The 13,706-nt window shown below is 46.2% G+C and carries 12 protein-coding genes, 1 tRNA gene and 1 rRNA gene (1 of these 14 only partly in view); 8 read left to right on the forward strand and 6 right to left on the reverse strand.

The features are described 5' to 3' along the window. From C6P39_RS19770 to C6P39_RS19780, 3 genes are all read left to right on the forward strand, one after another. Positions 1–2,880: ribosomal RNA gene (locus tag C6P39_RS19770) — 23S ribosomal RNA — on the forward strand; it begins 5 nt to the left of the window's first position. A gap of 144 nt (positions 2,881–3,024) precedes the next feature. Then, a tRNA-Trp gene (locus tag C6P39_RS19775) sits at positions 3,025–3,095 on the forward strand. Between the two features lie 88 nt (positions 3,096–3,183). Further along, positions 3,184–4,014 (forward strand): GNAT family N-acetyltransferase, encoded by an 831-nt coding sequence (locus C6P39_RS19780; protein ID WP_104804934.1) that lies wholly within the window; start codon positions 3,184–3,186, stop codon positions 4,012–4,014. 3 nt (positions 4,015–4,017) lie between these two features. On the opposite strand, the gene C6P39_RS19785 is transcribed toward C6P39_RS19780, so the two are convergent. After that, entirely contained in the window at positions 4,018–4,725 is a 708-nt protein-coding gene (locus C6P39_RS19785) for a M23 family metallopeptidase (protein WP_104804935.1), read from the reverse strand. A 58-nt stretch (positions 4,726–4,783) separates the two neighbouring features. Continuing rightward, positions 4,784–5,419, reverse strand: a complete 636-nt coding sequence (locus tag C6P39_RS19790) for a TetR/AcrR family transcriptional regulator (protein ID WP_104804936.1) — start codon at positions 5,417–5,419, stop codon at positions 4,784–4,786. A 132-nt stretch (positions 5,420–5,551) separates the two neighbouring features. Between C6P39_RS19790 and C6P39_RS28205 the strand changes: the two genes are divergently transcribed. The 3 genes from C6P39_RS28205 to C6P39_RS19800 all read left to right on the forward strand — a co-directional run bounded on the left by C6P39_RS28205 (position 5,552) and on the right by C6P39_RS19800 (position 6,386). After that, positions 5,552–5,683 (forward strand): hypothetical protein, encoded by a 132-nt coding sequence (locus C6P39_RS28205; protein WP_278277981.1) that lies wholly within the window; start codon positions 5,552–5,554, stop codon positions 5,681–5,683. Positions 5,684–5,841: 158 nt separating this feature from the next. Beyond that, positions 5,842–6,156: a hypothetical protein gene (locus tag C6P39_RS19795; RefSeq protein WP_104804937.1), complete on the forward strand. Its 315-nt coding sequence runs from the start codon at positions 5,842–5,844 to the stop codon at positions 6,154–6,156. Beyond that, positions 6,153–6,386 carry a DUF4177 domain-containing protein gene (locus tag C6P39_RS19800; RefSeq protein WP_095175085.1) on the forward strand — a complete coding sequence of 78 codons (234 nt, stop codon included), beginning with the start codon at positions 6,153–6,155 and terminating at the stop codon, positions 6,384–6,386. Before C6P39_RS19795 ends, C6P39_RS19800 begins: the two co-directional genes overlap by 4 nt. Before the next feature lie 73 nt (positions 6,387–6,459). On the opposite strand, the gene C6P39_RS19805 is transcribed toward C6P39_RS19800, so the two are convergent. Continuing rightward, positions 6,460–6,681, reverse strand: coding sequence for a flagellar export protein FliJ (locus tag C6P39_RS19805; protein WP_095175086.1), 222 nt, complete (start codon positions 6,679–6,681; stop codon positions 6,460–6,462). Positions 6,682–7,186: 505 nt separating this feature from the next. Between C6P39_RS19805 and C6P39_RS19810 the strand changes: the two genes are divergently transcribed. Both C6P39_RS19810 and C6P39_RS19815 read left to right on the forward strand, forming a co-directional pair. Then, entirely contained in the window at positions 7,187–8,584 is a 1,398-nt protein-coding gene (locus C6P39_RS19810; RefSeq protein WP_104804938.1) for a YfcC family protein, read from the forward strand. Positions 8,585–8,597: 13 nt separating this feature from the next. Next, a complete protein-coding gene (locus C6P39_RS19815) occupies positions 8,598–10,025 on the forward strand; it encodes an amidohydrolase (protein ID WP_095175088.1) in 1,428 nt (475 codons plus the stop codon). A 92-nt stretch (positions 10,026–10,117) separates the two neighbouring features. On the opposite strand, the gene C6P39_RS19820 is transcribed toward C6P39_RS19815, so the two are convergent. From C6P39_RS19820 to C6P39_RS19830, 3 genes are read right to left on the reverse strand one after another with little or no spacing between them, the layout of a single operon-like run. Next, a complete protein-coding gene (locus C6P39_RS19820; protein ID WP_095175089.1) occupies positions 10,118–11,455 on the reverse strand; it encodes a helix-turn-helix domain-containing protein in 1,338 nt (445 codons plus the stop codon). 47 nt (positions 11,456–11,502) lie between these two features. After that, on the reverse strand, positions 11,503–12,225 hold the full coding sequence (locus tag C6P39_RS19825; protein ID WP_207657173.1) for a type 1 glutamine amidotransferase: 723 nt from the start codon (positions 12,223–12,225) through the stop codon (positions 11,503–11,505). Beyond that, the gene (locus C6P39_RS19830; protein ID WP_104804940.1) at positions 12,225–13,562 is read right to left on the reverse strand and encodes a MurT ligase domain-containing protein; all 1,338 of its coding nucleotides are present in this window, start codon (positions 13,560–13,562) and stop codon (positions 12,225–12,227) included. The genes C6P39_RS19825 and C6P39_RS19830 overlap by 1 nt, the downstream gene beginning before the upstream one ends. Positions 13,563–13,706 lie beyond the last annotated feature (144 nt).

Below are 13,706 nucleotides of genomic sequence, written 5' to 3' on the forward strand. Positions count from 1 at the left end.
AGCAAGAAAGAGCGCAGGGTGGATGCCTTGGCACTAAGAGCCGATGAAAGACGTGATAAGCTGCGAAAAGCTTCGGGGAGGAGCAAATATCCTATGAGCCGGAGATATCTGAATGGGGAAACCCACATGAGCAAACCTCATGTATCCATACGCCAATCCATAACGTATGGAAGGGAACCGGGGGAACTGAAACATCTAAGTACCCCGAGGAGAAGAAAGAAAACTCGATTTCCTAAGTAGCGGCGAGCGAACGGGAAAGAGCCTAAACCGCCATGCGTGCATGGCGGGGTTCGGACTGCATAAGTGATTCGTTGAGGATAATGGAATGGTTTTGGGAAAGCCAGCCAGAGAGGGTGAAAGCCCCGTACATGAAATCCGAGATGACATGGCAGGATCCAGAGTACCACGAGACACGAGAAACCTTGTGGGAACGAGCGGGGACCACCCCGTAAGGCTAAATACTCCTTAGTGACCGATAGTGCATAGTACTGTGAAGGAAAGGTGAAAAGGACCCCGGGAGGGGAGTGAAAGAGAACCTGAAACCCTGTGTTTACAAGCTGTGGAACCTCTTTATATGAGGGACCGCGTACTTTTTGTAGAACGGTCCGGCGAGTTGTGCATACTGGCAAGGTTAAGCGTCTAAGACGCGGAGCCGTAGGGAAACCAAGTCTGAATAGGGCCAGAGTCAGTATGTGCAGACCCGAAACCGGGTGATCTATCCATGTCCAGGTTGAAGCTGCCGTAAGAGGTAGTGGAGGACCGAACGCACATCCGTTGAAAAGGGTGGCGATGAGGTGTGGATAGGGGAGAAATTCCAATCGAACCCGGAGATAGCTGGTTCTCCTCGAAATAGCTTTAGGGCTAGCCTCGGTATAGATTCATGGAGGTAGAGCACTGAATTTCCTAGGGGGCGTCAAAGCCTACCGAAGAATATCAAACTCCGAATGCCATCGAACCGATTACCGGGAGTCAGACTATACGAGATAAGTTGGATAGTCAAAAGGGAAAGAGCCCAGACCTCCAGCTAAGGTCCCAAAGTACGTGTTAAGTGGAAAAGGATGTGGGATTTCAAAGACAACCAGGATGTTGGCTCAGAAGCAGCCACACATTCAAAGAGTGCGTAATAGCTCACTGGTCGAGAGGTCCTGCGCCGAAAATGTCCGGGGCTGAAACACGACACCGAAGCTGAGGAATGACATAGTCATTGGTAGAGGAGCATTGAATGCGGGAAGAAGCAGTACCGTAAGGAGCTGTGGACTGCATTGAAGAGAGAATGCCGGAATGAGTAGCGAGAACAAGGTGAGAATCCTTGTGGCCGAATATCTAAGGTTTCCAGGGTAAAGCTGATCTGCCCTGGGTAAGTCGGGGCCTAAGGCGAGGGCGAGAGCCGTAGCCGATGGACAACAGGTTGAGATTCCTGTACTGCGATATAACAGAACTGTGGGGACACGTGTGGAGAGCACAACCCGGGAATGGAATCCCGGGGCAAGCGAAGGAGGGGTCTGATAGGAAAAACCGTCAGACAACCCAAAAGCGTGATGCGTACCGAACTAAAGTAGGGAAGTGTGTGAGCCATGCGTCAAGAAAAGCCGCTATTGTTTATACCGTACCCGTACCGTAAACCGACACAGGTGGATGAGGAGAGAATCCTAAGGCCGACGGAAGAAGCATTGCCAAGGAACTCGGCAAAATGACCCCGTAACTTCGGGAGAAGGGGTGCCAGGGAGACCTGGCCGCAGAGAATAGGCTCAAGCAACTGTTTAGCAAAAACACAGGTCTATGCGAAACCGAAAGGTGAGGTATATGGGCTGACGCCTGCCCGGTGCTGGAAGGTTAAGAGGAGATGTCAGGAGACGAAGCATTGAATTTAAGCCCCAGTAAACGGCGGCCGTAACTATAACGGTCCTAAGGTAGCGAAATTCCTTGTCGGGTAAGTTCCGACCCGCACGAAAGGCGTAATGATTTGAGCGCTGTCTCGGCAATGCATCCGGTGAAATTGAAGTACCAGTGAAGATGCTGGTTACCTGCGCCAGGACGGAAAGACCCCATGGAGCTTTACTCCAGTTTGGTACTGGGGTCCGGTATTGCATGTACAGGATAGGTGGGAGGCTTTGAAGGCATGACGCCAGTTGTGCTGGAGCCAATGTTGGGATACCACCCTTGCAGTATTGGGCTTCTAACCATCCGCCGTGACCCGGCGGTGGGACAATGCCAGGCGGGGAGTTTGACTGGGGCGGTCGCCTCCGAAAGAGTATCGGAGGCGCCCAAAGGTTCCCTCAGAATGGTTGGAAACCATTCGCAGAGTGCAAAGGCAGAAGGGAGCTTGACTGCGACACCGACGGGTGGAGCAGGTACGAAAGTAGGGCTTAGTGATCCGGTGGTATTAAGTGGGAATGCCATCGCTCAACGGATAAAAGCTACCCTGGGGATAACAGGCTTATCACTCCCAAGAGTTCACATCGACGGAGTGGTTTGGCACCTCGATGTCGGCTCATCGCATCCTGGGGCTGTAGTAGGTCCCAAGGGTTGGGCTGTTCGCCCATTAAAGCGGTACGCGAGCTGGGTTCAGAACGTCGTGAGACAGTTCGGTCCCTATCCGGCGTGGGCGTAGGATATTTGAGAGGAGCTGTCCTTAGTACGAGAGGACCGGGATGGACGGGCCGCTGGTGTACCTGTTGCAGTGCCAACTGCATGGCAGGGTAGCCAAGCCTGGAAGGGATAAACGCTGAAGGCATCTAAGCGTGAAGCCCCCCTCAAGATGAGATATCCCATTCTATAAAGAAGTAAGACCCCTTGAAGACGACGAGGTGGATAGGGCAGAGGTGGAAGTGCAGCAATGTATGGAGCTGACTGCTACTAATCGGTCGAGGGCTTGACCTAAGCACGGAAGTGCGAACGGCGGGTAAGAAAAAAGGTTTTTGTGTTTTGTATATGCGGTTTTGAAGGTATATTTCAAAAAACAGATTTTTTTGAAAAAAAGTCTTGAAAGAAAAAAGATTTTATGTATAATAATAGATAGTATATAGGGGATTAGTTCAATGGTAGAGCACCGGTCTCCAAAACCGTCGATGGGGGTTCGAATCCCTCATCCCCTGTTGATAATAGAGTGGCAAGTTTAGTATAATCTAAGCTTGCCACTTTGTTTTATATTTAAAATCCATTTCCAATGAGAAGGAGAAGTTTATGATCTATCAGTTTGATAAAGAGAGATTTGCGGATATCGTTCACCTGGTGAGTAGAGAGTGGGATAACATTGAAATAAAGTCTGTACTGAGTGGGATGAATTCCGGTGAAGTATTTGTTGACTCTCTCTACCATCCTGAAACGGCGCTTATATGGTCATATGGAATAAAAGGATTTTATTTTATTGGTGATTTTAATAATTCAAAGTTCAACGATGATATTGTGGATTTTATTTATAGCAACTTGAAAAGAAGGATTATAGACAGCGGCCTCGGAGATTTTGAGTTCAGCGGTGACTGTAAAAAGTGGGATTCTGTCTTAGAAGATATTTTTAATAGAAACAATTTGTTGAAGTCCAGACAATGTGCTTATAAATTAAATCTTGAAAAATGGAATTTGCACACTTTTAAACCTATATCAAAAGATATTTATATAAAAAAGATAGACAGAAATCTTTTACAATCAACAGAAATTTCTAATTTAACGTTTCTTGGATCAGAGATTATACGATGGTGGGATTCCCTTGATCATTTTACAAAACATGCATTTGGGTATTGTATTGTCTTTGAAAAAAAGATTGTCAGCTATTGCCTGACAAATTTTATTTTTCAACATACTTATACCATCGGAATTGAAACATTAGAGGGATACAGGAGAAAAGGATATTGCCAAATGGCTACAGAGGCGTTTGTCTCTGAGCTGCTGCAAAATGGCTTAGAGCCATATTGGGATTGTATGTTTACAAACACGGCTTCAAGAAGCCTTGCTGAGACACTTGGTTTTTATCTTGATCATACATATTCCCTTTATAGGATCCCGCTGACAGAATAAGATTTAGATTTCTAAAGTCTTGTGTGGAAATCGAATTCTGTCCGTATCTGTTGGAATGCCATTCTTCACAGTTTCCCACTGGCCATTACCAAACACTTCATACTGTTTAAAAGCGCAGGGAACCCCCTGTGCTGAATTCATATCCCTGTTATCCATAAGCTGAAAATGTAAATGAGGAAAAAAGGAATTCCCGGAATGTCCGATTTTACCCAAAACCTCTCCCCTCTTAACCTTTTGGCCTGCAATAACCTTGATGGAACCGCATTGAAGATGGGCAAACGCCGCATACACGTGTTCGTTGTATTTTATGATAATATAATTTCCGGCTATGGACTGTATATGATCTTTCCGTGGATTATAAAAATGTGCACTTTTGACAGCAACATACAGGTCTGAAATAAGATGTGCTCTGGATCTTTCCCTGTGATCATCTTTTGCGTCAACAACTGTGCCATCACAGGGAGCGTAGACATTTTCTCCCCAACAATAGCATTTTTGCAGCGGAACACCAAAAAGTAGATATTTAAGCCAATGCGTTTGATAACTGGGATGACCTCTCCGTTTCCAATCTACCTGTAAAAAGTCATAAGCGTACCGTGTACCGAACCGGTTTGTCCCGTGGCTTGGAATCCGTGATCCGGGGGTATTGGGAGAGAACCATTCACCTCTCAGTGGGAAGTCCATGATCACAGGTGTGTATTGCTCATTCATATTGCACCTCCGTAAATTTGGCGTTTTTCTTTTCCGGCCAAGGCTTTAAGCTGCAGATTTACAAATTATCTGACGCATAAAATATCTTGCGCAGTTCTGCAAAGTAATGATCAAGTTTAGATATGACAGCCTCCCCGTCAATATGAGGCAACGGATTGTTTCTAAACTCCTCTAAGATTTCATCTGTAAATCCAACATTGGACCAGAAGATAAACTGTTTACATGCATTTATCTCCAATCCTTTTCTGAACAGGCTTTCGTCTATATCATCAAATAGCTTGGGATAGCAGTCTGCATGTTCCTGTTTTCTTTTATCTTGCAGCTTCTTATTTATCTCTTCGGAATTTGTATCGCGTGAGAGCTTATTGAATTCTAAAATCCAGGGATATTTTTCTGTTAGCTTGAGCTGCAGAAGATATGACTGCTGTAGTCTGGCGAAAATATCTCTCTCGTTAAAGTCCATTTGTTCAAAATACTCTCTCCTGATCAAATCGGAAAAATAATCATAAACCACGAAAAAGAGTTCTTGCTTACTGCTGACATAGTGGAACATGAGTGCTTTTGAGATTCCGGCCTCCTTAGCTATGATATTTGTTGAAGCTTTGTCATAACCTTGCGAAGAGAATTCTTTTAGGGCTGCATTTAGTATAGCGTCCCTTTTTTGAGGGATCAGCTCTAATAGTTTTACGGGCATTGTTATCTCCTTTTTGATGACGATATTTACCTATTAGGTCAATACTATTGTAACGCCATTTACCTAAAAGGTCAATATAGAAAAAGATTTATATATAGAGTATAAGATCACGGGTAAGCAGACCGATAGATTATGGCGAATAGTGCATGTATGGTAACGGTTCCTATGGCCACTAACCTGCGGGATATTATCACGCATCCGGCAGGAAAATTCGGAGGACTGCCAGCCCGTTATGGAGCAGATTTCCATATCTGTGCATCATGAAGCCTGTTGCTGAGAACAATCCCCATGTATTTTATGTAGCGGATCATGATCGTTGATCATGCAGGAATCCTGTTTCTTTTTTGATTGTTTCTTACAGAAAAAAAATGTATAATATCTTTAAATAGAAGTGTATTGGTGCCACAGAAGGGAGTCTGCATATGTTTGGTTTAAGCAGAGCAGAAAAGCTCAAAAAGCATTTTGATAAAAATGGGATTAATACAGTAGGTGAGATTACTTACATTGGCAATACGCCTGTAGATCAGTTTTTTGCCGCACAGTTTGGGGCGCAGTGGGAGGAGAAACCTCCTGCTATAACCGTAAAATTTAAGACCTTGCAGGGGGAAGATGCAGAGATACAATGCCGGATTGTGGATAATACCTATCAGGCAGGGGAACAGGTTCAGATAAGATATATAAAAACAGAAAATGGATATTGCGGATACATCCTGAGAGAAGAGGAGAGCAGCCTATGAAGAAATATGAATATAAGTTTATTGAAATACCATTGGTTTCGGATAAGACGGAAAAGTCCGGGTACGGATATGTGCAGACCCGGCAGCCGCAGGTACCCTTTGAGGCCTGTAAAGAAGCAATTATATCTGAAGCTGCCAATGGATGGCGTTTGAAGCAGATATTAGAACCCAGAATGAGTGTGTATGGTGCAAATTGTTATCAGGTGATCTTGGAGAGAGAAACGGAATAGCCTTAAAAGCATCAAAACATAAGTCAGCCCCCCGGCTGTTCAGATCTGAACAGCCGGGGGGCTGACTTATGTTTTATTGGTTGCTTAAACCAGCCAGGACTTCCTCCAGTGATTTGCCGGATTCCATTACTGCTCTATATAAAGCCTCTTTTTTATCTTCCGTGATTTTCTGCTCAATCTCTTTTTTCTTGCGGCGTAGTTCTTTTAAAGTTTCTTCATATGTGGCGATTTCCCCGATAACTGCCTGCAGTTGTTCATCCAGTGTCCTCGTCTCTTTTTTGCGTCCTCTCGCCATGATGTAATCCTCCTCATACATAAAATAATTTCAATAACCAGTATAACATTTAAAATTAGGAATTTCCACTATTTTGTATTACATATTCTCGAATATTTCTGTAATGATGTTACGCTTCACATCCATGTAAAAGGCGCAGTACAGAGAACCGCAACAAGTGCCGCCTGCCCCGGGGTTTCGCCACATCAGGCTGTTTTTCCCGGGGAAACGCTTCCAGGGCAGAAAACTGTGAACCGCAGTGTTACGGCCACGGTGCATCCATATCTATAAAGAATCCGGCTTTAAATGTAATTTACAGTACCATAATTCTTTTCAGAATCGAAAGCCCGCATCAAGCCGTTATTTTTTGTGTATTATTTCCGAAATTCAAGAGATATTATCTGCAATTACTGCCAATTGACTTTATTTAAGCAGAGTGGTATCCTAAATATAAAAGAATGGTTCTGTAAGTATGCTTAAAATAATCAGCAGTTTACAGCGAAAAAGTAAAAGGAGGATTTTTTAAATGAAAAGAGAGAGGAAATTTAAATTTTCCATGCCCCATGCCTACGTGATCATGATGACAATGGTCCTTATCAGTGCCATACTGACCTGGGTTTTACCGGCAGGACAGTTTGATAGGGCGGTAGACCCGGATTTGGGGAGAGAACTGGTAGTAGCGGGGAGTTATCATGCGGTGGATGCCAATCCTATAGGCCCCTGGGCTTTTTGCATGAGTATCTTTCAGGGATTTGTAAACGCAGCGGATATTATATTTTTTCTGCTTTTTGCCTGTGGGTACGTTACTTTGCTTATGAGTACCGGAACATTGAACGCGCTGGTCGGTTCTATACTGAGGAAGATCAAGGACAAGGATTATTTCCTGATTCCCATATTTTTTACACTCTTTGCTCTCGGGGGAACTACATTTGGCATGAATGAGGAGGCCTGGGGACTGATCCCGGCGTTTGTTGCCATTGCCATCACACTGGGATATGACAGGATAGTAGGATCTTCCATCGTGATCCTGGGAACCGGTGTTGGCTTTGCCGCGGCAGTCCTTAACCCCTTTACGGTTGGTCTGGGAAGCAGTATTGCAGGAATTCCAAGTGTTGAAGGCAAAATTATCACATTCCGGATCGTGGCATTTGTTTGTTTTGTGACTGTAACCATAATCTACATAATGCACTATGCAAAAAAAGTAAAAAAAGACCCCACAAAGAGTTATCTCTACGGCGTACCGGAGCCTACAGTCACGGCCAGCCGCGATGAGGTTATGCAGATGCCTTTTACAGGCAGACAGAAGCTCACGTTAGTGGGATTTGGTATTATTATCATGACGATTGCCATCGGCGTTGCAAAGTTTGGTTTTTATCTGCAGCAGCTTGCAGCAGTATTTTTTATCGGAATGGTGATAACCGGCCTTATCAATAAAATGGGACCTAGTAAAATTGCAGATTCCTTTGTAGAATCCTCAAAATCCATGGTTTTCACGGTTCTTATGATTGGTTTTGCCCGCTCAATCGAAGTGGTGATGAGTTCAGGTAATATTATTGACACAGCGGTTTTGTATTTATCTAATATAGTAAAAGGCTTCCCCTCCGGACTTTCCGCATTTGCCATGCTGCTGGCACAGAACCTGATCAACTTCTTTGTTCCATCAGGAACCGGGCAGGCTGTAGTGACCGTGCCTATTATGGCGCCCCTTGCCGATGTGGTTGGACTGAGCCGTGAGATCGCTGTCATAGCCTATCAGTTTGGGGATGGATTTTCTAAAATGTTCTGGCCTACAGGATGCGCTATGATGTGCGGTGTTATGGGGATTGGTATGAATAAGTGGTACAAATTTATTTGGAAATTATTTTTAATGTGGATTGCGCTGGAAGTTATCCTGATCATGGGAGCTGTAATGGTGGGTATATAAGGAGAGGAAGAAAATGACAGAGGCAAAAGAAAGATTATGCAAAAGAATTGCTGAGAAGGAGAAGACTTACTCTGATATCAGCCGAAAAATATGGGAATATGCGGAACTGGGATTTCATGAATACCGATCAGCGAAATTACTGCAGGATACGCTGGAAGCGGAGGGGTTTCAGGTGGAAACAGGGCTGGCGGGAATCCCCACAGCCTTTAAGGGAACCTTTGGCACCGGCGGACCGGCAGTTGCCATTTTGGGGGAATTTGATGCGCTTCCTGGGCTTAGCCAGAAACCGGGGAGGGATACGCAGGAAAAGAGAGAGGAGACAGACTGCGGCCATGGATGCGGCCATAATCTGCTGGGCACCGGTTCCCTTGCGGCGGCAGTTGCCGTTAAGGCTTACCTGGAGGAGAGCGGAGGAGCAGGAACTATTGTCTACTTTGGCTGCCCGGGGGAAGAGAAGGGTTCAGGTAAAACTTTTATGGCACGGGAGGGCTGCTTTGAAGGCCTTGATGCGGTATTCTGCTGGCATCCCTGGGACGTGAACGGACTTTTTTCATCCAGTTCGCTGGCAGATATCTGCGCCTCTTTTACTTTCCATGGTAAGGCATCCCACGCCTCCGCGTCTCCCCATCTGGGAAGGAGTGCCCTGGACGCAGTGGAGCTTATGAATGTGGGATGCAATTTTTTAAGGGAGCACGTGATCCCGGAGGCCAGAATTCACTACGCGATCACCAACGCAGGAGGAAACGCAGCAAATGTGGTACAGGAGACTGCATCTGTCTATTACGAAGCCAGAGCTCCGCGGCTTCGACAGTCTTTTGAAATATTTGAAAGGATCTGTGAAGTGGCACGGGGAGCAGCTATCATGACAGGTACCTCCTATGAGGTGGTGCGGGGGGACGGATTCAGCGACTATATCCCCAATAAGGTCCTTGGAAACGTATTGATGGAGAATTTTCGGGAGGCTGGAGCGCCGGATTTTGACAGCGATGATCACGCGTTGGCGGAGAAGATCCAGAGGACATTTTCGGAGGAGATCATGCAGGAGGCTGTGTCAGCGGTGGAAGATCAGCACGGGGAGAATGCGGCTGCAGAGATGGAGGGCAAAGTGCTGGCAGATGCAGTTTTTCCCATCAATCCCCTGAAAACAGTCATGCCGGGAAGTACAGATGTGGGGGACGTGAGCTATCAGGCGCCCACAGGACAGATCCTGACAGCCTGCAAAGCTTTTGGAACTCCCGGGCATTCCTGGCAGGAGGTCAGTCAGTCAGGGTCTTCCATAGGGATAAAGGGTATGATCACCGCGGCAAAGGTTATGGGGATGTCAGCTATTGATGTTTTTCAGGATCCTCGGATAGCTGAGGAGGCAAAGAAAGAATTTCTCAAAGCAGTGAAAGGAGGCTACCATTGTCCGATTCCGGATGAGATAAAGCCGGATCTATAAACAATAATAAGACAGCAGGGCAAAAACAGCAGCCATTCCGATAAACCGGTAAGGCTGCTGTTTTTGTATATCAAAGAGAACATGCGGATGGATCAGTATTTCAGATCGATCTGATATATGTTGATGGGCCTCCCTTTATTTCCGGAACGTCTCATACCTACAACTTCCGCGTATCCGTCCTTCTGCAGGGCGGCCAGAAATTTATTGGCCGCTCTGGCGGAGATATTCAGGTGATGCATCAATTCCTGGGAAGTGAGTTTATTGGTGCCCTCCTGTTTCATAACACGGATGATCCTGACAATGGTCTCTGAGGAAAGGCTCACTTTGTCCGCAATATCATGGATGTAATCGCCTGACACTTTCATTCCGGCGGGGACCAGGCCGATCTGCAGGACTGTGAGCTGGTCGTTTTCGTCGATCAGGTAGCTGCCGTCCTCCTGCTGGCTGCCGTTTCTGGAATAATGACTGGCATCAATGGCATTTACTCTGGCCTGATAAAAGGTGCGGCCAATGCCGTATCCCACGGAGCCTCTGAAAGAGGGCAGGCTGTGGAGCCGGTCCAGGATCTGACATTTTTGGAAATCCCCTGTGATCTCTTTTATGATACTGTAATCACCGTAAAGTTCAAAATCCCGGTACGTGTTTTTTATGATAAGGCGGTTCAGATATTTCCGGTTCAGTTCCACGATCATTTTATTGATCTCCAGGCGGGTGGTTTCATATGACATTTCATCCTGTACAGGCATATTTTCCATATTAATATGTATGACTGCAGGAAGATGGTCCTTCATGCTTTTAATGGAAATGCTTTTTTTCATACTGTTCAGGATATCGCTTATCATGTTCTCGTCAGGATACACATAAATACAGGGGACAGAGGTGTCACGCAGATTCTCGGTCACGCTGTAGAAATAAGTGATGACCATATCCAGTTTATCCTGCGCTGCCAGTTCCCTGTATTTTTCGGAGAGGGCAGCCTCTCTCTCATCCAGATCCACATTGGATGAATACTCGATCCACTCATCCTCAAATTCACGGATGCGCTGGGCAAACCGATTGCTCTCCAAGAGCTCTTTTAAGGTGTGGCCGTCCTGAAGGAAATCCATGCCGATTCGGGACAATTTCAGTTGTTCATTCAAAACAATCTGCTGAAGCAGAATACGGTAGGTGTTCTCCACACTGATATGAAAATAGTCAACAACAGCATCGGCAGCCTGCTCCCCAAGGGAGTATATGGCTTTCATGGGGGCAATACCGCTGACCAGAAATCCTTCAAAGTTGTTTTTGTTTTGCAGAAATAATGTTTTAAGTTCCTCCAAGGTATCATAAGTAAAACATTCTACAAAGATATCTTCGCTGATGCCGGGCAGGCGTTGATTAAAATGTTGGTAGTAGTGCTGTTTCAGCAGCAGTGCGATTCGGTATCCCATAAGTTATCCCCTTCTGTTCATAGCGATCATAAGACCCCCGTATTTATCTATTGTTTGGCTGTAAAGCGATGATAGATATACTGGTTTGCCTCAATCTCCTGGCTGTCATCAAGCGGAGCCAGCTCCGCTTTTCCGTATTTGCGTTCCAGGGCGTTTGTGATCAGATAATCGCTGATATGCGGATTTTTGGGAAGGAGGGGGCCGTGGAGATATGTGCCCACAACATTTTTGTAAAGCACACCCTCTGCCTTGTCCTCTCCGTTGTTGCCGCTTCCGTAGAGGACTTTTCCGAAAGGCTCATTATCTCCGATATAGGTGCGGCCTCCGTGATTTTCAAAGCCCACAATGGGAAGGCTGAATTTATCATTCTCCAGTACAATGTTGTCGATCAGGCGGGGGCTGCCCTGTTCTGTGTATAAGTCAACAAGGGAAAGGCCTTCAATGCGTCCGTCATCTGTGTCATAATAATGACCGAGAAGCTGATAACCGCCGCAGACGGCAATCACCACACCGTTGTCCTCCACATAATCTCTGAAATCCTTCTGAATGCTGCGCAGCTTGTCACAGACCAGCATTTGTTCCCTGTCAGATCCGCCGCCCAGAAGCACAATGTCGAGAGTGGAAAAGTCAATATGGTCCTCAAGCTGGTATTCTATGGTCTCAGCTTCGATGCCTCTCCACTGGCAGCGCTTCATCATGCACTGGATATTTCCCCTGTCCCCGTACAGGTTCAGCAGGTCCGGATATAAATGTCCGATGGTGATCTTCATCATTTTCTGCCCTCCATTTTCTTCAGGATATTATGGGTGGTATACAGGCCGGTGTAATTTACCAGCAGATACAGGTTTTTGGTTCCGTTTTGGATTCGGGTCTGGATAGCCTTCTCTATATCAGGCTCCAGAGAGGAGGGGATATCCACGTATTTCAGCCGCAGGCGCATATCCTGACAGCGGATGCCGCTGACGGTTATGGATGCGGCATTGGCGTCCTTCAGCCTGTCAAAATCCACATCCCAGAGCCAGGATACATCCGTGCCGTCCTGGCTGTTGTCATTGATCAGGATTATGATATCCTTGGGGGAAGTGTCAGTCATGACCGCCCCGATATTCTGGTTAAAACCTGCCGGGTTTTTAGCCAGGTTCAGCATGACTTTCGTACCGCCGATTTCAAAAAGTTCATTTCTTCCGAACTGGGGCGTGTAGTCACCCAGAATCCTGTTAAAACGGTCAAGGGGAATACCCGCCAGGGAGGCAGCGCCGTAGACTGCCAGTATGTTATATATATTGTAAAAACCACGGTAATTGGCTTTTATATGAAAATCGCCCACATAAAAGGACAGACCATCCGACATATCAATATGGCTGCCGTCAAATTCCGGTGTAGGACGGGCAAAACCGCATTTGGGACAGAAATAATCCCCCAATTGACTGTAATGGTAGAATTTGTACTCCATTTTTTCTCCGCAGCGTTTGCAGAAACGGCCTTCCCGGATCTCACGGGAATCCTGTTCTTTGTACACCTGTTCACTGATGCCGTAAGTGGTGTACGGATTGTCATTGTCCATGGCGAGAAAGGTGGACAGTGAGTCATCCCCGTTGACTAAAAGCTTCATATCAGGTGCCATCTTCATGGCTCGGGACAGAAGGTTCATAGTGGTGTCAATCTCCCCGTAGCGGTCAAGCTGGTCACGGAACAGATTCGTCAGGACCATATAATTAGGTTTGAAGTGGGGAAATACACGGACCGTGGAGGCCTCGTCAATCTCGATACAGGCATAATCCGCATCCAGATGGCCGTTTGCCCGGGCATTCAGGACAAAGGCAGAAACCACACCGTTCAGCATGTTGGAGCCGGTGCGGTTGCAGACAACCCTGCAGCCGTTTGCTTCCAGAACAGAGGCCAACAGATTATTGGTGGTTGTCTTGCCATTGGTGCCGCAGACCACAAAAATGTCTTTTCTGACTTCACAGGCCAATTCTTTTAAAATGGGCGGATAGATGGAGAGTGCTATTTTTCCGGCCAGAGTCACACCCTGTCTGCCGGTGATCTGACAGGCTGTCTTAATGAGCTTGGCGCTCCATACAGCAAAAAGTCTTCTTATATTCATATACTAAAGTTCCTTTGTTTTTATTTGCGGTTTTTTCAGCCGCAGTCAGGGTTTCCAGATTCCTCATTTATTATACATAAAGTGAGGAAAGAGTACAAGCGGCATTCTGCATTGAGAAAAAAATCCCCGGCACATCCCGGCCGG

This window comes from Blautia marasmi, assembly GCF_900258535.1.
Lineage (GTDB): Bacteria > Bacillota > Clostridia > Lachnospirales > Lachnospiraceae > Blautia > Blautia hominis.